Source organism: Sphingorhabdus sp., from assembly GCF_029865925.1.
Classification (GTDB): domain Bacteria; phylum Pseudomonadota; class Alphaproteobacteria; order Sphingomonadales; family Sphingomonadaceae; genus Sphingorhabdus_B.
Genome location: NZ_JARXAI010000023.1, coordinates 1 through 21835, shown reverse-complemented (window position 1 = coordinate 21835; position 21835 = coordinate 1). Strand labels below are relative to the sequence as shown.

At 53.3% G+C, this 21835-nt stretch carries 24 protein-coding genes, 1 other RNA gene and 2 pseudogenes; 12 read left to right on the top strand and 15 right to left on the bottom strand.

Annotation, left to right across the window (positions count from 1 at the left end; genetic code table 11):
• Together QE270_RS02000 and QE270_RS01995 are read left to right on the top strand one after the other, a co-directional pair.
• A pseudogene (locus QE270_RS02000) lies at window positions 1-301 on the top strand (ATP-dependent Clp protease ATP-binding subunit ClpX); the annotation flags it as partial.
• 261 nt (window positions 302-562) lie between these two features.
• Window positions 563-3844, top strand: coding sequence for a carboxypeptidase regulatory-like domain-containing protein (locus tag QE270_RS01995; protein WP_300034373.1), 3282 nt, complete (start codon window positions 563-565; stop codon window positions 3842-3844).
• A 51-nt stretch (window positions 3845-3895) separates the two neighbouring features.
• Here QE270_RS01995 and mtgA read toward each other — a convergent pair whose 3' ends face one another.
• From mtgA to QE270_RS01980, 3 genes are all read right to left on the bottom strand, one after another.
• A complete protein-coding gene (gene mtgA / locus QE270_RS01990; protein ID WP_300034370.1) occupies window positions 3896-4597 on the bottom strand; it encodes a monofunctional biosynthetic peptidoglycan transglycosylase in 702 nt (233 codons plus the stop codon).
• A gap of 51 nt (window positions 4598-4648) precedes the next feature.
• Window positions 4649-5554 (bottom strand): RNA polymerase sigma factor RpoH, encoded by a 906-nt coding sequence (rpoH, locus tag QE270_RS01985; protein ID WP_300034367.1) that lies wholly within the window; start codon window positions 5552-5554, stop codon window positions 4649-4651.
• A 73-nt stretch (window positions 5555-5627) separates the two neighbouring features.
• Entirely contained in the window at window positions 5628-6569 is a 942-nt protein-coding gene (locus QE270_RS01980; protein ID WP_300034364.1) for an RluA family pseudouridine synthase, read from the bottom strand.
• A gap of 16 nt (window positions 6570-6585) precedes the next feature.
• Here QE270_RS01980 and QE270_RS01975 point away from each other — a divergent pair, with 16 nt between their 5' ends.
• From QE270_RS01975 to QE270_RS01950, 6 genes are all read left to right on the top strand, one after another.
• A complete protein-coding gene (locus QE270_RS01975; RefSeq protein ID WP_300034361.1) occupies window positions 6586-6993 on the top strand; it encodes a M67 family metallopeptidase in 408 nt (135 codons plus the stop codon).
• A 64-nt stretch (window positions 6994-7057) separates the two neighbouring features.
• A complete protein-coding gene (locus QE270_RS01970) occupies window positions 7058-7699 on the top strand; it encodes a histidine phosphotransferase family protein (RefSeq protein WP_300034358.1) in 642 nt (213 codons plus the stop codon).
• Between the two features lie 65 nt (window positions 7700-7764).
• Window positions 7765-8457: an N-acetylmuramoyl-L-alanine amidase gene (locus QE270_RS01965; RefSeq protein WP_300034355.1), complete on the top strand. Its 693-nt coding sequence runs from the start codon at window positions 7765-7767 to the stop codon at window positions 8455-8457.
• Between the two features lie 6 nt (window positions 8458-8463).
• Window positions 8464-8843: RNase P RNA component class A (rnpB, locus tag QE270_RS01960), an RNA gene on the top strand.
• Between the two features lie 463 nt (window positions 8844-9306).
• On the top strand, window positions 9307-9933 hold the full coding sequence (locus QE270_RS01955; protein WP_300034351.1) for a Yip1 family protein: 627 nt from the start codon (window positions 9307-9309) through the stop codon (window positions 9931-9933).
• Between the two features lie 51 nt (window positions 9934-9984).
• Entirely contained in the window at window positions 9985-10518 is a 534-nt protein-coding gene (locus QE270_RS01950) for a J domain-containing protein (RefSeq protein ID WP_300034348.1), read from the top strand.
• Between the two features lie 12 nt (window positions 10519-10530).
• Here QE270_RS01950 and QE270_RS01945 read toward each other — a convergent pair whose 3' ends face one another.
• The 7 genes from QE270_RS01945 to QE270_RS01915 form a co-directional block, all read right to left on the bottom strand.
• Window positions 10531-10935 (bottom strand): SufE family protein, encoded by a 405-nt coding sequence (locus QE270_RS01945; RefSeq protein WP_300034345.1) that lies wholly within the window; start codon window positions 10933-10935, stop codon window positions 10531-10533.
• 25 nt (window positions 10936-10960) lie between these two features.
• On the bottom strand, window positions 10961-11206 hold the full coding sequence (locus tag QE270_RS01940; RefSeq protein ID WP_300034342.1) for a hypothetical protein: 246 nt from the start codon (window positions 11204-11206) through the stop codon (window positions 10961-10963).
• Window positions 11207-11233: 27 nt separating this feature from the next.
• Window positions 11234-11506: a hypothetical protein gene (locus QE270_RS01935; protein WP_300034339.1), complete on the bottom strand. Its 273-nt coding sequence runs from the start codon at window positions 11504-11506 to the stop codon at window positions 11234-11236.
• 37 nt (window positions 11507-11543) lie between these two features.
• Window positions 11544-11927: an envelope stress response membrane protein PspC gene (gene pspC / locus QE270_RS01930; RefSeq protein WP_300034336.1), complete on the bottom strand. Its 384-nt coding sequence runs from the start codon at window positions 11925-11927 to the stop codon at window positions 11544-11546.
• A gap of 1 nt (window position 11928) precedes the next feature.
• Window positions 11929-12219, bottom strand: coding sequence for an envelope stress response membrane protein PspB (gene pspB / locus QE270_RS01925; protein ID WP_300034333.1), 291 nt, complete (start codon window positions 12217-12219; stop codon window positions 11929-11931).
• 3 nt (window positions 12220-12222) lie between these two features.
• Window positions 12223-12906 (bottom strand): phage shock protein PspA, encoded by a 684-nt coding sequence (gene pspA, locus QE270_RS01920; protein ID WP_300034330.1) that lies wholly within the window; start codon window positions 12904-12906, stop codon window positions 12223-12225.
• Between the two features lie 103 nt (window positions 12907-13009).
• A complete protein-coding gene (locus QE270_RS01915; protein WP_300034328.1) occupies window positions 13010-13198 on the bottom strand; it encodes a hypothetical protein in 189 nt (62 codons plus the stop codon).
• Window positions 13199-13366: 168 nt separating this feature from the next.
• Between QE270_RS01915 and pspF the strand changes: the two genes are divergently transcribed.
• Complete coding sequence (gene pspF / locus QE270_RS01910) at window positions 13367-14401, top strand: phage shock protein operon transcriptional activator (protein WP_300034325.1); 1035 nt, start codon at window positions 13367-13369, stop codon at window positions 14399-14401.
• 50 nt (window positions 14402-14451) lie between these two features.
• On the opposite strand, the gene QE270_RS01905 is transcribed toward pspF, so the two are convergent.
• Window positions 14452-15015 carry a urate hydroxylase PuuD gene (locus QE270_RS01905; RefSeq protein ID WP_300034322.1) on the bottom strand — a complete coding sequence of 188 codons (564 nt, stop codon included), beginning with the start codon at window positions 15013-15015 and terminating at the stop codon, window positions 14452-14454.
• A 165-nt stretch (window positions 15016-15180) separates the two neighbouring features.
• On the opposite strand from QE270_RS01905, the gene QE270_RS01900 reads away from it, so the two are divergent.
• On the top strand, window positions 15181-15801 hold the full coding sequence (locus tag QE270_RS01900) for a superoxide dismutase (RefSeq protein ID WP_300034319.1): 621 nt from the start codon (window positions 15181-15183) through the stop codon (window positions 15799-15801).
• Between the two features lie 3 nt (window positions 15802-15804).
• On the opposite strand, the gene QE270_RS01895 is transcribed toward QE270_RS01900, so the two are convergent.
• From QE270_RS01895 to dapF, 4 genes are read right to left on the bottom strand one after another with little or no spacing between them, the layout of a single operon-like run.
• Window positions 15805-16434, bottom strand: a complete 630-nt coding sequence (locus QE270_RS01895) for an inner membrane-spanning protein YciB (protein WP_300034316.1) — start codon at window positions 16432-16434, stop codon at window positions 15805-15807.
• A complete protein-coding gene (ftsY, locus tag QE270_RS01890) occupies window positions 16431-17360 on the bottom strand; it encodes a signal recognition particle-docking protein FtsY (protein WP_300034313.1) in 930 nt (309 codons plus the stop codon). Before ftsY ends, QE270_RS01895 begins: the two co-directional genes overlap by 4 nt.
• Window positions 17357-18610 (bottom strand): tRNA (N(6)-L-threonylcarbamoyladenosine(37)-C(2))-methylthiotransferase MtaB, encoded by a 1254-nt coding sequence (gene mtaB, locus QE270_RS01885; protein WP_300034379.1) that lies wholly within the window; start codon window positions 18608-18610, stop codon window positions 17357-17359. The genes ftsY and mtaB overlap by 4 nt, the downstream gene beginning before the upstream one ends.
• Before the next feature lie 8 nt (window positions 18611-18618).
• Window positions 18619-19419, bottom strand: coding sequence for a diaminopimelate epimerase (gene dapF / locus QE270_RS01880; protein ID WP_300034376.1), 801 nt, complete (start codon window positions 19417-19419; stop codon window positions 18619-18621).
• Between the two features lie 247 nt (window positions 19420-19666).
• On the opposite strand from dapF, the gene ffh reads away from it, so the two are divergent.
• On the top strand, window positions 19667-21160 hold the full coding sequence (ffh, locus tag QE270_RS01875; RefSeq protein WP_300034310.1) for a signal recognition particle protein: 1494 nt from the start codon (window positions 19667-19669) through the stop codon (window positions 21158-21160).
• Window positions 21161-21205: 45 nt separating this feature from the next.
• Window positions 21206-21667, top strand: a pseudogene (gene rpsP, locus QE270_RS01870) (30S ribosomal protein S16); the annotation flags it as partial.
• Between the last annotated feature and the right edge of the window lie 168 nt (window positions 21668-21835).

Genomic DNA, 21835 nt, shown 5'->3' with positions numbered 1-21835 from the left:
GTCGGAGCCGAAAAACGCGCTCGTGAAGCAGTATCGCAAGCTGTTCGAGATGGAAGACGTAGGGCTCAGCTTTACCGATGATGCGCTTGAAGCGGTCGCCAAAAAGGCGATCGAGCGTAAAACTGGCGCGCGCGGACTGCGTTCAATTCTTGAGGCTATTTTGTTGGACACCATGTTTGACCTGCCGACCTATGACGGCGTTGATGAGGTTGTTGTCGACAAGGACGTTGTGGAAGGCCGCAAGACACCGGTGCTGGTATACGCCAACTCTGCTAAGGCGGATAAAGAGGACGCCGCTTAAGCCAAGACCCAATTGACTGTGGCAAACTGGCCACATTTGCGCGCAAAATGCACTTCAATGCTGCTAGGCACAATTTGCGGTAACGCAAAACTTTGCTTCCACCTTGCTGTCGGCTAAACGATGACCGGCTTCTAGGTCAGACTGTCACTTTACTGACATTTTCTGGTTCCAAGGGAGCGTTCGGCCCCTTTCGTATGCGTGATTCGGTTTTTTCCCCGATTGCGCGCCTCGGGCGGGGATTAAATTCAAAGGGGTCTATCCATGCAAGTTCGTTTTTATCTCGCTGCTAGCGCTGCCGCGTTAACAATCGCTTCGGCGTTCGCAACGCCTGCATTCGCCCAGGAAACAACAGCTTCGGTTCGCGGTACTGTTGAGAGTGATGCTGGGCCAGTTGCCGGTGCAACTGTTACCGTCGTTCATGTGCCATCCGGAACGACGTCTACAAGTTTGACCGACGATGCTGGTAATTTTAGCGCAAACGGACTTCGTATTGGCGGACCTTTCACGGTCAGTGTTGACGCAACTGGTTACGAGACTGCTCAAGTAACTGATTTGTCCTTGAGCGCTGGCCAGAGCTTTCGTTTGCCGGTTGTTCTTCAAACACAACGCGAAATCGTCGTGACGGCGTCCGCTCTTCGTGGTGCTACCGAGACTAGCAACGGACCGATAAGCGCGTTTAATCGCGAAGATATCGAAGGCATAGCTTCAATTAACCGTGATATTCGCGATATTGCACGGCGTGATCCATTTGTGACCATTGACCTTGCGAACAGTCGTACAATCGAAATCGCAGGCCAAAATGGCCGCTTAAATCGGTTCTCGGTTGATGGCGTCCAGTTCTCTGATGATTTTGGTTTGAATAACGGTGGTTTGCCTACCTCGCGGGGTCCCGTGCCTTTTGACGCAATTGAGCAACTTTCCGTTAAAGTGGCTCCTTTCGACATTTCAGAGGGCGACTTTCAGGGTGGCGCGATTAACGTTGTTTTAAGGTCTGGCGGGAATAACTTCTCCGGTTCAGCTTTCTATACTTACACCGACCAAAGTTTGACGGGCGACAAAACGCGGGATCGACAAGTTGCGTTGAAATTTGATTCCAAGCAATATGGCGGTATCGTTTCGGGGCCAATCGTAAAAGACAAGCTGTTCTTTATGTTTGGATACGAAAAGACGAAGGAATCAGATCCGTTTGACGATGGTGTGGGTGCTGGATACTCCAACCAGGTTCCAGGGATTACGCAGGCGCAAATCGATGCAGTTAGCGCGACTGCAAAGTCGGTATACAATTACGATACGCTTGGTCAAATCCAAAACGCGGTTGAGGAAGACGAGAAATACGTCGCCAAATTGGACTGGAACATCAATGAGGACCATCGTGCTTCAGTAACCTACATCCGCAACGTTGGTACTCAGCAGTTTCAGCAGAATACCTTCCTGACGCCTGCATTCGCCTTGGGTTTGTTCTCGAATGGATATGAACTGGCCGAGGAAGTGAACTCAGGCGTGTTCCAGCTGAACTCGCAATGGACCGACACATTTTCGACCGAAGTTCGGGCTTCCTATCGCGACTATAACCGTGATCAAACACCTTTTGGTGGCCGAGAATTCCCTCAATTCGAAGTGTGTCTCGACCCAACTTCAGTGACCAGCGTTGCGAGTACCTTCACAACGTGTGGCAGCTCGCGTTTATTCTTCGGACCTGACGTAAGTCGTCATTCGAATAAATTGAATACCGAAAACCTTTCAATCGACTTTACCGCACGGAAAGATGCGGGAGACCATAGCATTAAGGCAACCTTTGGTTACTCTAGAATTAACACCTTCAACCTGTTCTTGCAAAGGTCGTTGGGTGATTTTTACTTTGACTCGGTCGCTGATTTCCAAAACCGCATCGCAAGTCGTTTGCGCTTCGGTGCAGCCGTTCCAAGCCTTGATGCGAACGACGCGGCAGCCAGTTTCACCAGTCGTGCTTACACCTTCGGTATTCAAGATGATTGGGAGGTTTTTCCAGATCTAGAAATGAATTTCGGCCTCCGTTATGATTTATATAACAACCCAACGGCAGTGCCCTTGAATACGAACTTCTTTACACGTCAAAACTTTCCTAACACCAAGACGTTCGATGATGAGGGCGTGTTCCAACCACGCATTGGGTTTAACTGGCAGGCGTCAGATCGTCTCGTCGTTAGCGGCGGAATTGGGATTTTTGCTGGCGGAACGCCGGATGTGTTCCTGTCGAACAGCTATTCAAACACTGGGCAGCGGACAAATGCGATCGACATTCAGCGTAATGCCACTTCGGCGACTTGCAACGTCTCTCCAGCCGACCCAACCTTTTGCGCGGCTTCTCTCACCGGCGTGACAGGAAAGATACCTGCGACAGTGAGTGCATTTACCGCTACCAACGTTGCAGCCTTGGCTGCTGCACCCGTAAACGCAATTGATCCCAATATTTCGACCGCACGTCAGGCGCGTGCAACTCTGTCCGTTAACTATGATGCGGATCTCGGACCGCTTGGCGACGGTTGGTTGTTTGGCGTTGATGCACTTTATGGTAATGTTATTGAGGCTTATCAGTGGACCGACGCGCGCTCGGTTGACATCGGCACGCTTCCCGATGGCCGCCGGCGCTTCGCGCCTTTAGAGGGAATTGCGACTACCAACCAAGATCTGTTGATGACCAATGAACAGCGCGGTCGCTCATACATAGGCGTGGCGCGATTGGCTAAGTCGTGGGATTGGGGCCTGTCGGTCAACGCCAGCTACACCCGCTCGGACGTTAAAGACACCAATGCCATCACTTCGGCTACAGCCGGTTCGTTGTATTCTAACAATGCATTCTCTAATCCGAATTTTGCAGCCTACGGCACCTCGATTTATCAGATCAAGGACCAGTGGAAATTTGGCGTCGATTTCAACAGAGCATTCTTTGGCGAAAACAAAACTCGCCTTTCGCTCTTTGGCGAATATCGTTCTGGCCGTCCCTACAGTGTGATTATGAACGATACGACTTCACGGTCAGTAGTTTTCGGGACTGTTGGAAATGGCAGCCGTCAGCTCCTTTATGTGCCGACTGCTGGCGATAGCCGCGTATCATTTGATTCCGCAGCGAATGAGACGAATTTTAATGGCCTTGTGGATCAACTTGGCATTGGCAAATATCGTGGGAAGATTATCGGCAAGAACACACAACAGTCGCCAGACTTCTTCAAAATTGATCTTTCCATCAGCCAAGAGCTCCCGCTGCTCGTAGGCAATGCAAAATTGCGTCTGTTCGCGGATATCGAAAATGTGCTGAATATGATCAATAAGGATTGGGGTTCATTGCGTCAGGTATCGTTCCCATACACTGCTGCTGTGGTTACAGTTCAATGCCTCAGCGCGCCTGTCGCAACGGGAACAGCGCCAGGTACGGGTGTAACAAACACTGCTTCGACAGCAAATTGTGCGCAATATCGCTACTCTAACGTCATCGCTCCAAACGAAGCGTTGGTGACGCGGCAGTCGCTTTATGGCGTTCGTGTTGGCTTAAAGCTAAGCTTCTAAGTGCCCAATATACTAATGGTAAACAGGGCGGGGCTTCGGCCCCGCCCTTTTTTATGTGTAGATACAGCTGTCGAGGCCGTCACGTTTGACAACGCGGCTTCGGGCGGAGATGCTGTTGCCATAGCGACGGGTAAAGCCGCCGACGCCGTTTACCGGGCGTTTTTTGGGTAGAGGCAAGATTGCGGCCAATCGAGCTGCCTCCGTGCGGGTAAGGTTCTTTGCGGATTTCTGGAAATAGCGTTGCGCGCCGGCCTCCGCGCCATATGTACCGATACCCGTTTCAGCGACATTCAAATATACTTCCATGATGCGGCGTTTGCCCCAGATGTTTTCGATCAGGAAGGTGAAGTATACCTCAGGAATTTTGCGTAAATAGCGGGTCCAGCCAGATCCTTGCCACAGGAAAACATTTTTCGCGGTTTGCTGGCTAATGGTAGAACCACCGCGCATGCGTCCGCCTTGCTTGTTGCGGGTAAGGGCCTTTTCGATAGCCTCGCGGTCAAAGCCGTCATGGCTACAAAATTTCCCATCTTCAGCGGCGATGACCGCACGCACCAGATTGGGAGATATATCTGAAATTGGGGTCCAGTCCCGCGTTGCACCATTGCTGTCAAACAGCATCGTCAGCGTTGTGGGAACAGGGACCACGGTATAGATCGCGGTAAGCGCGATGCTGCCGCCCGCGAAATAGAGAGCCGCTTTGAAGCTGGAGCGAAAGAAACGGGCGGAAAGCGAGCGCTTTGTTTTTATCATGCACAAAAACTAGCGCAGTGCCTTTCGCCCGTCACCTGTTTTTATAGCGGATTAAAACGCCAGAAGTAGACGCTTTTCGCCAGCGATACGGAGCATTGCCTTTTGCAGCTTTTCAAAGGCGCGCACTTCAATTTGGCGCACCCGCTCGCGGCTGACGCTATAGGTCTGGCTCAGCTCTTCCAGTGTCTGCGGCTCTTCAATCAAGCGGCGCTGCGTGAGAATGTGCTTCTCGCGCTCATTCAAGCTGTCCATCGCCTCGGAGAGCAAAGCGTGGCGCATGTCGCCTTCTTGGGCGTCGGCAACGCGTTCGTCTTGCAATGGCGTGTCGTCAACGAGCCAATCCTGCCACTGACCGTCGCCGTCTTCGCGCATGGGTACGTTCAATGACGTATCGCCGCCCATCGCCATACGGCGGTTCATGTTGTTCACTTCTTCTTCGGAGACGCCCAAGTCGGTTGCGATTTTGTGCAACGCTTCCTGGTTCAAATCGCCGTCTTCAAACGCCTGCAAGTTGTTCTTCATCCGGCGCAGGTTAAAGAATAGCTTCTTTTGCGCCGCCGTGGTGCCGATTTTTACGAGGCTCCAGCTGCGCAGAATGAATTCTTGCATTGACGCACGGATCCACCACATAGCGTAGGTCGCGAGGCGGAAACCACGGTCGGGATCAAACTTCTTCACGCCCTGCATCAATCCGATATTGCCTTCGGAAATCAATTCAGACACCGGCAGGCCGTAGCCGCGATAGCCCATAGCGATTTTTGATACGAGACGAAGGTGCGACGTCACCAGCTGCTCGGCAGCTTTGGTATCGCCATGTTCTTGAAAGCGCTTGGCAAGCATATATTCTTGCTCAGGCTTAAGAACCGGAAACTTCCGGATTTCGCTTAGATAGCGATTAAGGCTCGCATCCCCCCCAAGGGCAGGTATCGTAGCCGGAACATTCTTTTTAGCAGACATGTTTTCCTCTTTCATTGTGCTTTCCGCCGGGCCTCCTCAAGCACCCGATGGCAAAGCGTTCCCTTTAAAACCTTTATAGTTGAAGCTGCCTTAACAGAAGCTGCATGTCTTCTGGTATACCACATTCAAACCGTAATGTTCCGCCGGTGATGGGATGAATAAACCCCAAAGAGGCCGCATGCAATGCCTGCCGGTCGAATTTGGCGTGATTTGGACCGATTCTGTAATGGTTTTGTCGATTAGAATAGACGCTATCGCCAATGAGTGGATGGCCGATATGTGCCATATGGACGCGCACCTGATGCGTGCGGCCTGTTTCTAACGTGCACTCAACCATCGCTGTTTTCGCAAATGCCTGCGCCATGCGGTAATGCGTGACGGCGCGCCGACCTTTTGAGTCCGCCAGCACTGCCATTTTTTTGCGATTCCTGGTTGATCTGCCAATTTGCGTTCGCACCGTGCCAGCAGGCGGGGCCGGGATTCCACTCACAATCGCGATATATTTGCGTTCAATGTCATGCGCGGCGAAGAGCTTTGCGAGGCCTTCATGCGCGGCATCGCTTTTGGCTACGACCAGAAGGCCTGACGTGTCTTTATCAATACGGTGCACAATTCCAGGTCGTTGGACGCCGCCAATGCCGGATAGCTTGCCATGGCAGTGGTGCAGAAGGGCGTTGACGAGTGTGCCGTCGCTATGGCCAGCGGCAGGGTGAACGACGAGCCCGGCAGGCTTGTTGACGATGATGAGATGTTCGTCTTCGAAAACCATATTGAGCGCAATGTCTTGCGCTATTGCCTTGTCGGGCACGGGGGCAGGGATATTCAGCTCAAATGTCTGACCGGACATTTTCTTGCTGCCTGCGTCGTCGAAAATTTGGCCATTAATACGCAGAGCTGCATCTGAAATGAGCGCCTGAATACGTGCCCGGGAGTATTGCGGCAGCGCAGCCGCAAGCGCGCTATCAAGACGCCCCGCGCCCAAAACACCCGTTAATGTGGTAATTTCCCCAACCATGGCATACACATGGGTAATGATCCTGCGTTTATCAAGCAACGACTGGCAACAACTTCTCGACTGGGCCAAAAGCGCGGGTTACGCGGAGTGCTGCGGATTGTTACGGGGCATGGATGGCAGGGTTGCCGAGGTGTCGCTGACAGAGAATGTCGCACTTGACCCAAGCCGAAATTTTGAAATCAATCCGGCTGCGCTGATAGCGGTTCATAAGGATGCAAGGGCAGGCGGGTTGCCCTTGCTGGGATATTTTCACTCGCACCCAAATGGCCTTGAAGAACCCTCTGCAACGGACGTCGCACAGGCGGCAGCCGATGGGTACTTTTGGTTGATAATCGCCCGGCGTACAATAACGGCTTGGCAGCCCGCAGTCATGGAGGGGCATGTTACCGGATTTACGCCAGTAACTTTGGTCGTGGAGGGTTGAAACGCCCTCAAACTCAGTCCACAAGCTGCCGCATAACGCCCGACACCTTCAGGAAATATTATTCATGCCCGAGACTGAAATCGATTTTGCCAGCCTACTTTGCTCGCGTCTTTGTCATGATCTTTTAAGTCCTGTCGGTGCGATGAATAATGGCCTTGAGCTTCTCGCGGACGAGCATGATCCTGAAATGCGGCAGCGGTGCATGGACTTGCTTGCGGAAAGTGCGAAGGCCGCAGCAGACAAGCTGAAATTCTTCCGCTTGGCCTTTGGCGCTGCGGGCGGATTTGGCCCTGACGTGGACCCCAAAGAAGCTAAGCTGGTGATTGAGCCGCTGGTGACGTCAAGCGGACGCACTGCGCTTGAATGGGCGGTACCTGCGCAAATGATGCCAAAGCGGGCAATTAAAATCCTTTTGAATCTTGTGCTGCTGGCAGATGAATCATTGGTCCGTGGCGGGACATTGTTTGTTGGTGCCGAGGCGCGAGAAGGCGAACAGGAAATCGTCATTCGAGCCAGCGGCCCCAAAGTGTTTATGGATACAAAAATCCGTGACGCGTTGACGGGGCGTATTGACCCTTCGGAAGTAGATTCGCGCACCGCGGCGGCTTGGATGGCGCAAGCGCTCGCGCAAAAGGGTGGCGGTATGATCCAATTGGCTGAGCCTGATGCTGAGCATCTTGTGATAGGGGCGTTGATCCGCACATAGTTAAAAGAGCGATTATAGCGCTGCCTTATATTGCACGCACCCTTCGACTTACCTATGGTCGGGCTATGACCATGATCTGGAACCCATCACCCAATTTTGGCGAACGCAACCTGCCTATCACCATGCTTGTGCTCCATTACACTGGAATGCAGTCTGGCGCAGCTGCGATTGACTGGCTGGCTAACCCTGCGTCCAAGGTATCGGCCCATTATGTGGTCGATGAAGATGGCCAGCTGGTGCATATGGTACGCGAGGAACAACGCGCGCAACATGCTGGGCTATCTTATTGGCGCGGTGTCACAGACTGCAATAGTGCCAGTATCGGCATTGAAATCGTCAATCCCGGCCACGAATTTGGATATCGCCCATTTCCGGAAGCCCAAATGGACACGGAAACGCGGCTGGTTGCAGAATTGGTTCGTACTTACGGAATTGATCCGCACAATGTCGTCGGGCACAGCGATGTCGCACCAACCCGGAAGGAAGATCCGGGCGAGTTATTTGACTGGGAACGGCTGGCAAAACTTGGATGTGCCGTGCTGCGACCGAGAGCGAACTTGGTTGACCCAGGTTGGCCGGACGCCGCATTTTTGCTGGCGCTTGAACGCTATGGCTATGGCATAAATGACGGGCGTGCAGCGACTGCGGCATTCCAGCGGCGTTTCCGGCCCGAAAACATTGATGGTGTCGTTGATGGCGAGTGCCGCGCTATCCTGCTCAGCTTGCTCTTGGCGGTTGAGGGCGGGTCTGCTATCTGACTTTTGCCAGAGGGTTGGGCGACCGCCGCTTAGCGGGTAACTGCTAAGGGGAGGAAAGTCCGGGCTCCAGCGAGGAACGGTGCCGGATAACGTCCGGCGAAAGCAATTTTAGGGAAAGTGCCACAGAAAATAGTCCACCGCATTTCGATGCGGCCAGGTCGAAAGGGTGCGGTAAGAGCGCACCGCGTTTCTGGTAACAGAAATGGTATGGCAAACCCCACCGGGAGCAAAACCGAATAGGGGCGGCATATGGCATCCTCCTGCCAGTCGCCCGGGTTGGTTGCATGAGCGGCGCAGCAATGCGTTGCCTAGATGAATGGTCGCACATCCGCCTCGGTTTCGGCCGAAGCGGAGGACAGAACCCGGCTTACAGACCCTCTGGCTTTTTACCCCACGCGCGATAAGCGAACAGCAATATTGCAATAAGTATCGCTTCAACAATCATCGGTGGTGCGACAGGCGCGCTATAACCGTCGATCGCAACACTAACAAAGCGTCCAACCAATGTTGCCGCCAACAATACTGCAGCGGCGAGGATTGCGCCTTGGTGCTGCCGTACCGCAGCAAACAGCGTTAGGCACGAGATCCCCAGGAACAGCCCGCCAATATCTGCACGCAAGTTCGCGCGACCAACTTCACCCACGGCCTGCAGGCCGCGTTCGGCAAAGACAGCGTCAAGGCTAAACCAATGCTGGGCAACTCCAAGCAAAGAGACAACCCCGATTACTGCAACTAAAATCCTTGAGATAAATATCATACACCCCTCCAAAGTGACGCGAACGTCAACATTTACATATTGGTCTCAATATGTTCAGTTGAGTCACGAACAAACTTCGGAGGGGTAAGTCAATGTCAATTTTGGATCGCGCTAAGAATGTCATCTTAAAACCAACCGAGGAATGGAGCATTATTTCGCGGGAGACAGCATCCATAGGTGGCCTCTTTGGCGGCTATGCGGCGATATTGGCAGCTATTCCAATGGCTGCAGGGATCCTGTTTACAGGTGCGTTGGGTATCAGTGGTGCAAGTCTGCTTGGTGGGGGCGCTATACCCATCGGTTTTGCGGCAATCGCGGCGATGTCGGTGATTGGATATATTTTGTCGCTCATCACTCTTTATCTGATGGGGATCATCGTCAACTCCGTATCTCCCAGCTTCAATGGCAAGTCAGATTTGCACCAATCGTTGAAGCTATTAACCTACGCGTCAACTCCAACTTGGCTGGCTGGTTTGGTAAGCTGGATACCCATAATGGGCGCGTTAGTTTCATTTGCAGCAAACGTGTATGTGGTTTATCTCATTTATCTCGGGCTACAGCCAGTTTTAGGGGTGCCCAAGGAAAAGGTGGCAGGCTTCACCGTGGTCATTGTGCTCATCTATGTCGTCCTCTCTTTGATTGTGTCAGGCATCATAATCGGCCTTCTGTTTTCAACATTTTTTGGAGGCGGAGCAACAGGCGCACTGTCCGGCGCATAATTTGCGTTTACGCCCCTAGCAAAATAGGCATGCCGCAGCTAAGTCGACGGCATGGTGCGATCTACGCGACGAAATGACTGGGGTTTTCCCCGCTGGCGCGGCTATGGAAGTAGCAGTGAGGCGCAGCAAGTGCGTCTGTGTGACCGTTATGGCTGCAACAGGGCAGGTAATTGCCCCGCGCCTAAATCTCCGAATAGTCCAGATCGCTGGATGTTTTGTGAGGAACATGCCGGTGAGTATAATCGCGGATATGATTATTTTGAGGGACTGACTAAGGAAGAAGCCGAAGAGCGCGAGGCCAATGAGCGCCGCGATTCTTCAGGTTATAAGGAATCGGCGCATTATGGTTGGGCCGGGTCCGGCGATGGCAGCCGAAGCCGCGACGAAATGAACGCGCTCGATATATTAGGGCTCGAAAGCGATACCAACTTTGAGGACGCGAAAAAGGCTTGGCGCAAGATTGCCAAGGAAACCCATCCTGACGTGAACCCCGGCAACGCCGATGCCGCGAAGGCGTTTCATGCGGGCCAAGCTGCCTATGACGTGTTACGCGTCGCAGAAGAACGGCGCGCGTGGAAGGGGTAGCGCGCGGCCTGCTCAGCCTGCGAAGCGAGCGGCGGTTTCCCTAATCAGCGATATCATATTGGGAATGCCCTGTGTGCGGTTTGAACTCAATTGGTTCTTCAAATCGAACGGAGCGAGGGCATTCTCGATATCAGTGCCTAAAATTTCTGCGGCGTTTTTCGCGTCAACAGTCTTTAGCACAAGCGCGATGATGCCTTTAGTGATGGCAGCATTGCTATCGGCCAAAAAAGAGAGCTGTCCTTCGTCTATCACCGGATAGACCCAAACGCTTGCCGAGCAACCCCTGACCAAAGTGGCATCAGTTTTGAGCGCATCCGGCATAGGTGCCAGGTCGCGACCAAGGTCGATTAATAGACGATAGCGGTCGTCCGCCTCCAAAAATTCATATTCTTCTTGAATGTCGGTAAGTGTGTTCATGCGTTATCGCATATGGGGGAAGGGGTTAGATATCAATCCCTGCTGCGATAGCCTCAAGCCTTTTGACGCGTTCTTTCAAATCGGCAACTTCGATACGCGATGTGGCTGACAGCTCGCTTGGCGTGTCGCTGCCGCGGCGCATCTTATCTAGTTCTGCATGCTTCAAAGCAATCCAGTCGCGCCACCCGTGCAACCCAAGCGCGGAAACAATCGAGACCATGAGCACAGCAAAAATACCGATAATGATATAGAAATTGGGATACTGTTCCATTGTTCCTATCTTTCTTTCCGCACGCCGTTACCGGTCGCGCAATTCCTCAATCTGACGATTAAGATCGTTCGCGCTGCTGTTGTCCGTTGCGATACGCTCAAGCACCTGAGTGCGTTCTTTTAGTGCGCGTATCTCGTCCCGCATCTCCCGCGTTTCTGCACTGTTCAACAGCTGGTGGGTTTTTGTACCCATAAAATCCTGGTCCTGGACAATGCCATGCTTGGCCTTTTGCTTTGTCTGGATAATCTTGCCGACGGTGACGATTAGGATGATCGCAACGACCATTTCAAATGGGCCCATAAAGTCCTCCTAGGTGTAGTCAATGACGCTTGTGGGGTCAGCGCAGGCTTTCGATTTCTTCGGCCAGCTGCTTGTTGTTGCTGACATAATAAGTTTCCATCTCGGCCAGCCGGTGATCGATCTCGCGAAAGCGTGAGCGAATGTCGCGAGTGGTGCGGGCGGGTGACTGACGCACACCTTGCCAGAATTTCTGCTCTTCACGGTCGTCCGTGTAGAGTTGAATAGGTTTCTGATGTGCCATCCACGCCGTGATCACATACGCAATCAGCGTCCAGGGAAAGCCGCCCATAAGCGTAAACATCACTGCGCCCAAGCGAACCCAAAGTACGTCAACGCCAGTATAATCCGCAATCCCAGCGCAGACGCCCCTCCATTTGGCATTTTGCTTGTCGAGATAGAATTTGGTGTGTTTCCCTGACATTTCAGCAGTTCCTTTCCAGCTTGCCAACATTTTTTGGGTCAAAATCCGGTGTATCGAGGTCAATGCGACGTGGCTGCCACTCCGGATTTTCATGCGCGAGCAAACGTTCCACCGTCTCAAGGCGATCTTCAAGCCGGCGGGCCAGTTCATGCATGTCGCCAAGCATACGCTCATCATCATTGGTAAGCGTTGCCGCGGTTTTCCATCGCGTCACATAATGGAGTACGAGCCATGGGATTGCAACAAACAGCATTCCTACTACCATGACAGGGACTAATATATCTGCTGCCATGGGTTAGCCTTCCGTTTTCTGTCGGGCGTTCATGGCCTTTTTCATTTCCTCAAGCTCGGCATCGACAACGTCGAAGGTCTCGAGTGCCGCTATTTCATCGCCTAAGCTGCGCGGACCATCTGCGCCTATGGCGAGCGAGTCCGCATATCCCTGCGCCTCGTCAACGCGGCGTTCGAGGACGTCGAACCGAGAAAAAGCTTCGCGAACCTTGTCTCCATTGTACATCGTACGCAGCTTGACTTGGTTCTCGGCACTTTCCAGGCGCGTCATCAGCGCATTTTGCCGGCTGCGGGCGTCGGCGAGCTTCTTCTGTAGCTTGTGAATATCCTGTTCGGATGCCTTGAGTGCGTCGTTCAGAACATCGACTTCCTCAGTCAGCTGTTCCTTCATGTCAGTTGCCTTGCGCTTTTCCAGCAACGCGGCCTTTGCAAGGTCCTCACGATCCTTTGACAGCGCCAGATGGGCCTTGTCCGTCCAGTCGGCCTCAAGCGTGTTAAGTTTGTCGATATGGCGGCGCAGCTCTTTCTGGTCAGCAATGGTGCGCGCGGCAGAAGCGCGGACCTCAACCAGCGTTTCTTCCATTTCGAGGATGATCATTCGGATCATCTTCGTTGGGTCCTGCGACTTGTCGAGGAGATCGGTCACATTGGCGGCGATGATATCGCGGGTTCGTGAAAATATGCCCATTGGGTAACTCCGATAATGTTTATTGGCGACTTTAGTAAAATAGGGGGCGACCGGGTGCTTTATCTGGGGGAGGCTGGGGCACTCCGGTCGCAGGCTTCCGATATCAGGCAAGATAGCTGGCAACGAACGACCTATAGGTCAAAGTTTGCGTATTCTTCTCACCGGCGTCGCGATGGTTGAGGAGCGAGACGGCATAGCTGGTAAAGATCATACTGATCGACAAAGCGACTGCCAGCGAGAGATGGCTTTCTTGTCCGTTTGGGGCGTTGCTGATCTCAATATTTTTGCGCATTTTGTTTTTTCCATCTGTTGCATGCCGGTGTTTTGCCGACTTGTAGAATGCCTTGCAGGGACCGTGCCATTTCGCGTTTTTGTTGCATTTGGTCATTTTTTGAAAAATGTGACGGTAGGCCGCTGGTAATTATTGCCACTCTATGGTGAAATATGCCAATATTTGAGAATGGATCGGGATAACATTCAGTTTATTGGTCAGTCGTCCGCATTTTTGGACGCGGTGGAGCGTGCGAGTCGCGCCGCGCCGCTAAATAGGCCGGTATTGGTGGTCGGCGAGCGCGGGACCGGTAAGGAGTTGATTGCCGAGCGACTTCATCGCCTGAGCACGCGATGGGACGGGCCGTTAGTCACGATTAACTGTGCAGCGTTGCCCGAAACATTGATTGAGGCCGAGCTTTTTGGCCATGAGGCAGGTGCTTTTACCGGCGCAACGCGTGCACGCGAGGGCCGGTTTGAAGAGGCGGACGGCGGCACGTTATTTTTGGATGAACTTGGCACATTAAGCATGGGCGCGCAGGAGAGACTGTTGCGCGCGGTCGAATATGGCGAGGTTACGCGTATCGGGTCGTCGCGGCCTGTGCATGTCGATGTCCGTATCGTCGGCGCGACCAACGAACATCTCCCCAATATGGTCGAAAAGGGCAGATTCAGGGCCGACTTGCTCGACCGGCTATGCTTTGAAGTCATCACTCTGCCGCCGCTGCGTGTGCGTGAGGGCGATATCGAGGTTTTATCCGAATATTATGGGCGCAAGATGGCGGCGGAACTGGGTTGGGACGGTTGGCCGGGATTTGGTGAAATTGCCATCCGCGCGCTGGAAAACCATATCTGGCCGGGCAATGTGCGCGAATTACGTAACGTTGTCGAACGCGCGGTGTATCGCTGGGCTGACCCAGCGCAGCCGGTGGATTACATCCAGTTCGATCCGTTTGATAGCCCATGGCATGGCGGCGTTGCATCTGCTCCGATGCAAGGGCAAGCCGATAAGCAGAACAATATTGCTGAGCCGCGTTTCTCAACCGACCTTAGTCAAGCGGTTGATGTGACTGACTTTCGCGAGGCGACCGAGAAATTTGAAAAAGCCGTTCTAGAGCAAGCACTTGCAAAATGTCGGTATAATCAGCGGCAAACTGCCAAGGCGCTGAACCTCAGCTATGACCAACTGCGTCATACGTTGAAGAAACATGATCTTTTGGGATAAAAAAAGAGGCGGCATTTGCCACCCCTTTTTTGAAATCTGATGTCTATCAATTAGCCGCCGTTGAAGCTGACCATCGTGTAGAGCATCGGGATCGACAGCAATGTGTTCAAACGCGATGTCATCATCGCGGTTGTTGCTGCCTTTGCCTTTGTTGCGTCATCCGCTTCAACGATGCCAAGTGCCTTCTTCTGGTTTGGCCAGATGATGAACCAAACGTTGAAAGCCATGATGACAGCAAGCCACATGCCGACGCCGATCAGCTTGTAAGGATCTTGCAGCGTGAAGGCCTGATGAGCATAGCCGGCCTGAACCGAAATGATGAGGCCAAGCAACACCGTGAGCGCTGCCGCCCAGCGGAAAAAGAACAGCGCTGATGGCGCGATGTGTTTCGAAATGCCCGGCTTCAACTCAGCAGGGATTTTCGGCATCGTGGGGATTTGGACGAAGTTGAAGTAGTACAACAAGCCGATCCAGACGATCCCAAAGAATGTGTGCAGCCAACGCGTGACCGATTGCGCGGTTAAGCTATCACTGTCCAGCCCGAACATGACTGCTAATGACAGCACCAGACCGGCGACCAGCACCAGATGTAGATTTCCAAAAAATTTCGCCATTTTTTCCTCCTGTAGGCATTCAGGTGGTATTGCCCCTGATAGGTTGCTGCCTATCTGGGTGGCAGAGGCTTGTCACATAATTTCTGCATTAGTAGTGCGTGACGGGCGGAACGTGTGCCGCCTCGGTGCGTTTGCTTTGGAACGTCTGATACAGAAAGATAAGCTATGTCCTTCATTCTCCCTGAACTCCCTTACGACAAATCTGCCTTTGGTGATCTTATTTCCGCAGAGACTTTTGATTATCATCATGGAAAACATCACAAAGCCTATGTGGACAAAACTAACACGCTGCTTGCGGACAATGCCGCCTTGTCGGGTGCGTCTTTGATTGCAGTTATTGCGGCTGCAAAAGCGCAAAATAAAAAGGGTCTGTTTAACAACGCGGCACAAATCTGGAATCACAGCTTTTACTGGAAATGCCTCTCACCCGAGCGGCAGGCGCCATCGGGCAAATTAAAAGCCATGATCGACGCAGGTTTCGGCAGCCATGCAGGCATGTTGGCCCAATTCAAAGAGGAAGCTACGGGACATTTTGCCAGCGGCTGGGCATGGCTGATCCTTGATGGCGAAACGCTTAAAATTACGTCACTGCACGATGCCGATACGCCAGTGGTCCACGATATGAAGCCATTGCTGACCATCGATGTGTGGGAGCATGCCTATTATGTGGATTACCGTAACGCTCGCCCGAACTATGTCGATGCATTGCTTAACAACGCTGTAAACTGGGAATTCGTGGCGGAAAATCTGGACGGCGACGGAGCGTCACGCGCCGACCAAGAATGAGAATTACGCCGGTGGTGGAAGCTCGGCATCATCGCCGAGCTTCAGGCCATGGCGCATCAGCATGGGTATATTTGCCAAAGCGAACAAAAAGGTGAGGGCGGACACGCCCCACACTTTGATCGAAAGCCATGTATCGAACGAAAACCATTCGGGCCGCCGAAAGATTTCATTTAGCCCTGCCAGTATGAAGAAAAATATACCCCAGCTTAACGACAGTTTCATCCAGCCTTTTTCATCAAGCCCCTGATAGGCTTGTTCGAGAACATATTTCAGCATCGCTTTGCCGCGCAACCACCCACCGAGCAGCAGAATGGCGAAAAACGCATAGATGATGGTCGGTTTGATTTGGATGAAGCGTTCATCATGGAACCAGATCGTCAGTGCCCCAAAAAATACGCCCAGCGCGGCGGTTAATTTTAGCATCGGCGAAATCTTGCCGAGTTTGAGCTTTGATACGATCACTGCAACGAGGATTGCAGCCATGAAAGCTGCTGTGCCAACAATTGCACCCTGTTTGGGATCAGTATCTGAGCTACCAAACTTTGAAGCAACAAAGAACAAGAAAAGCGGCCCGAAATCTAGAACGAAGTTCAGCGTACCGGATGGTTTTTTTGCTGATGGGGCTCCGCTCATAATGACCCCCCGCTGATTGCGCGCGCAACGTCTTGGGCATTGAACGGCCGCAGATCGTCAATCAACTCACCCACACCGATAGCGTGAATGGGCAGGCCGAATTGCTTTGCAGCGGCTACCAATATCCCGCCGCGCGCGCTGCCGTCCAATTTCGTCATTACAAGTCCAGTCACGTCAGCGACCTCCTTAAAGGTTTCAATCTGTGACAACGCATTTTGACCGGTTGTGGCGTCAAGCACGAGAACAACATTGTGCGGGGCGGCAGGGTTCAAGCGGCCTAGCACGCGGCGAATCTTTGCCAGTTCATCCATCAACTCGCGCTTATTCTGTAACCGGCCTGCGGTATCAACGATCAGCACATCAATTCCTTCTGCAGTCGCCTTTTTGACTGCGTCAAACACAACCCCCGCCGCGTCACCGCCCTCTGGTCCAGTTACAATCGGCACACCGATGCGTTCGGCCCATATCTTCAACTGCCCAATCGCGGCTGCGCGAAATGTGTCACCCGCCGCCAGCATGACACCGTAATCTTGTTCCAAGAACAGATTGGCGAGCTTTGCGATGGTCGTGGTTTTGCCTGAACCATTTACGCCAATGACTAAGATCACTTGCGGGCGCGGGAATGCATCAATTTCAAGCGGAGAGGCCACAGGCGCAAGCACAGCGGCGATTTCATCCTCTACTATCTGCCTTATGCCATCGGCATCTACACCCCTGTCAAAGCGGCCGGCAGCTATTTTTTCGCGGATCTGGGATGCCATTGCGGGGCCAAGGTCAGACGCAATCAATGCATCTTCGATCTCGTCGAGATCGCTAGGGTCAAGCTTTGCCTTTGTTACAAGCCCGGCGATATTCTCGGTCAACTTGCCTGACGTTTTTTTGAGGCCGCCGAACAAACGGTCCGTCCACCCAGCATTCTCGCTCATTCGATAACCTCTGCTTGTAAATTGCCGTCTTGGGTATGCGTAACGCGGGCCGCGACGATACTGCCTTCTGCCATTATCCTATCGAGCTTGAGATAGGCGAAATTTTCCGCATGACCAGCCAAGCCACCACTTTCGACAGCAACATTCTGAACTGTGCCTACAAGGCTATTCATCCAATCAGTTTTCTGGACAGCGACCGTGTCACGAAGTGCTTTGGCGCGGACCTTGATGATTTGCGGTGGTAATTGCGGCATGCGCGCCGCAGGGGTACCTTTTTTGGGCGAATATGGAAAAATATGCCCGTGGACGATACCGCATTGATGGATAAGGTCGACGCTATTTGCGAACATCGCGTCATCTTCGGTCGGGAAACCGGCGATGATGTCGGCGCCAATGGAGATATCCGGCCTTTTTGCCTTAAGCCGCGCGACAAGGTCAATGGCCAGCTCGCGGCTATGGCGTCGTTTCATGCGCTTCAGGATCAGGTTGTCACCAGCCTGCAAGGACAAATGGACATGCGGCATCAGTCGCGCTTCGCCGGTCAGCAGGTCAAACAACCGTGCGTCAATTTCAACACCATCGATTGACGACAGCCGAAGACGCGGAAGGTCGGGCACGAGCTTCAAGATGCGTTCGACAAGCGCACCCAGATTTGGCTGTCCCGGAAGATCATGGCCATAGCTGGTGACGTCGACGCCTGTTAAAACGACCTCCTGAAAACCCGTATCCATAAGCTTTTGGATATGGTCGATAACGCTGCCCGCGGGGACCGAACGGCTATTGCCACGGCCATAAGGGATGATGCAGAAAGTGCAGCGATGGTCGCAGCCGTTTTGCACCTCCACGAACGCGCGTGTCTTTCCTGAATATGCCGTCACAAGATGCGGCGCGGTTTGCGCGATGGTCATAATGTCGGACACGACGACGGGTCGATCGGGGCGATCAATTATCTCGCGCAGTAATGCAGCATTCTGTTTTTCATGATTACCGAACACGCCAGCAACTTCCGGCATGTTTCTAAACGTTTCAGGCTCGACCTGCGCCGCGCAGCCAGTCACCCACACCCGCGCATCAGGGCGGCGCTTATGTGCTCGGCGAATGGCTTGCCGCGTTTGGCGGACAGACTCATTGGTCACGGCACAGCTATTGATAATGACAATGTCGTCATGGCCAGCAAGCTGCTCAGCCAAGGCGTTGCTCTCGGCAAGATTAAGGCGACAGCCCATGCTGATGACTTCAGGTTTTTGCAGTGGGGCGTTCATCCAAAATCGTCCCAGTTCGCTTGTCCTGTGAAGACATAGGTCGCGCTGCCAGTCATGACGACCGGTTCTCCTGGTGCCCATTCTATGGTTAATGTCCCGCCCGATTGGTGGACGATCACCGGCGATTGGACTTTACCTTGCCGGACGGCAGCAACTGCGGTGGCGCATGCCCCGGTACCGCACGCTCCAGTCAAGCCAGCAGCGCGCTCCCATACGTTTAGACGGATTTCATTGCCGTCGATAGAGGCGACGTTGACGTTCGCCCGCTCGGGAAAAACGGAGTCGTGCTCGATGATGGGGCCAAGTCTTGCCAAATCAACTGCGTTGACATCATCTACAAAGAAAATAGCATGCGGGTTGCCTATGTTGACCGCCATGGGGTTTTCGAGTTCTTCCCATGCTAAGGGCATCGAAGCACTGTCCATGGCAAAGGCAAGTGGAATGGCTTGCCAGTCAAACCTTGCTTCGCCCATCGCGACCGTGACGTTATTGTCGGACAACTGACCAGAAATCAGGCCGCCTTTGGTTTCGATCTCAAGGTCTTTTTTCAACAGTGCAATCACGCAGCGCGAGGCGTTGCCGCACGCTTCTACTTCGCCGCCATCCGGATTAAAAATGCGCATCGCGACGTCTGCGACATCCGATGGGATTAACAGGATTAATTGGTCGCAGCCAATGCCGCGCTTCCGGTCGGCAATCGCCCGCGCGCGGGCAGGCGACATTTCCATCGGGCATGCGCGGGCATCAATAATGACAAAGTCATTACCCAGTCCATGCATTTTGTGGAATTCGCCCATCGCCATGTTGGGCGATTTAGGAGGTGCAAGGCGCAGTGTCCACCGTTCATGCTATGCTCTACAGGTCTTTGGCCTCGCGGAATAATTTGCTTTCTTGTGCGCCAGTGGCTATTCGAAACTCCAAGGCGAGCTACTCGCCATTCATATTTGATGGAAATCCGTAGTTTCCAAGCTGGTTGGCGAAGATTCGCTCACCGGCTTTTTGTTCGTTTATGTCTCAATTGAGGCGCATTGGTAAGGAATGTTGATGTTTGACAAGCTAAGCGACCGCTTGGGAGGTGTGTTTGACCGCCTGCGCGGTCGCGGTGCGTTGAACGAAGCCGATGTGCGTGAAGCGATGCGCGAAGTGCGTGTTGCCCTGCTTGAGGCGGACGTTGCGCTGCCTGTCGTGCGTGAGTTTGTCGACAAGGTAACCGAGCAAGCCGTTGGCTCGCAGGTGCTGAAATCGGTCACGCCTGGGCAGCAAGTCGTCAAGATCGTCAACGACGCGCTTGTCGAGATGCTTGGCGCTGAACAAAGCGATCTGAATCTGGCAGTTGCGCCACCTGCGATTATCATGATGATTGGTCTGCAGGGTTCGGGTAAAACCACGACTACTGCAAAAATCGCCAAGATGCTGAAGGCTAAGCAGGGCAAAAAAGTCCTCATGGCTTCGCTTGACGTCAATCGTCCCGCTGCGCAGGAGCAACTGGCCACGCTTGGTTCGCAGACAGAGGTGGCGACTCTGCCAATCGTTCAAGGGCAAATGCCTTTCGATATCGCCAAGCGCGCGATGCAGGCGGCAAAACTGCAGGGTTTTGACGTCCTCATCCTCGATACCGCTGGTCGCTTGCATGTTGATCAACAGTTAATGGACGAAATGCAGGCGGTGGCAAAGGTTTCGACACCGCAGGAAATTCTGCTGGTGGTCGACTCGCTCACCGGTCAAGACGCCGTTAATGTCGCCAAAAGCTTCGGCGAGCGCGTTGATCTGACGGGTATCGTGCTGACCCGCATGGACGGTGACGCACGCGGCGGTGCTGCCCTGTCGATGCGCGCCATTACCGGCAAGCCAATCAAATTTGCAGGTGTCGGCGAAAAGCTTGACGCGATTGAGGCTTTCAACCCAAGCCGGGTTGCTGGCCGTATTCTTGGCATGGGTGACGTTATTGGCTTGGTCGAACGCGCGTCCGAAATGGTTGAAAAGGAAGATGCGGATAAGCTTGCGGCCAAAATGGCCAAGGGTCAGTTCGACATGGACGATCTGCGTACACAATTCCGCCAGATGACCAAAATGGGTGGTCTGGGCGCGCTTGCTGGCATGATGCCCGGCATGAAAAAGGCCAAGCAGGCGATGGACGCCAGCGGCATGAATGACAAGTTGCTCGTGCACATGGATGCCATCATTGGCTCGATGACCCCAAAAGAGCGTGCCAAGCCAGAATTGCTGAATGCCAAACGAAAAATTCGTATCGCCAAGGGTTCCGGCATGACGGTGCAAGACGTTAACAAGCTGATCAAAATGCATCAGGAAATGGCTGGTGCCATGAAACGCATCCGGAAGATGGGTGGTCTCAAGGGCCTCGCCGCCATGTTCGGCGGAAAAGGCGGCTTAGGTGGTGGCGGAGATTTGGGTGGTGCTATGGAGGGGATGCATGGCCTTCCGCCCGGCGCAATGCCGCCTGGCATAAGCGGGTTACCAGGAATGGGCGGTGGCGGCATGCCACCCGACCTCGCAAGACTTCTTAATAAAAAGAAATAAGTTATTGTTTAGTTTTTAGTATTTTAAGAAAGGTGAGTTAGTTTTATGGCATTATCAATGCGTTTGTCGCGGGGTGGTTCGAAAAAGCGCCCTTATTATAAAATCGTCGTAGCCGACGCCCGTGCGCCGCGCGATGGTAAGTTCATCGAGCGTATTGGCAGCTATAACCCACAGCTTCCAAAGGACAGCGCAGAGCGTATGATCATCGACGCCGAGCGTGCAAAGCATTGGCTCGCGGCTGGTGCGCAGCCATCGGACCGCGTTGCCCGCTTCCTTGACATCGCTGGCGTCAAAGAGCGCAAGGTCAAGAGCAACCCGAACAAGGGTGAACCAGGCCAGAAAGCCAAGGATCGCGCTGAAGACAAGGCAACGAAGATTGCTGAAGCTGAAGAAGCAGCAGCAGCTGCTGCTGCTGCACCAGCACCTGAGCCAGAGCCTGAAGTTGTAGCTGAAGAAGCGCCTGCCGCTGAAGAAGCTGCGCCTGCTGAAGTTGTAGCTGAAGAAGCGCCTGCCGCTGAAGAAGCTGCGCCTGCTGAAACCGCTGCCGAAGAAGCGCCTGCCGCCGAAGAAGTTGCACCTGTTGAAGCTGCTGCCGAAGAAGCACCTGCCGCCGAAGAAGCGCCTGCTGCAGAAGAAGCAACCGAAGAAAAGGCCGAGGGCTAAGCCTTGGCTGAC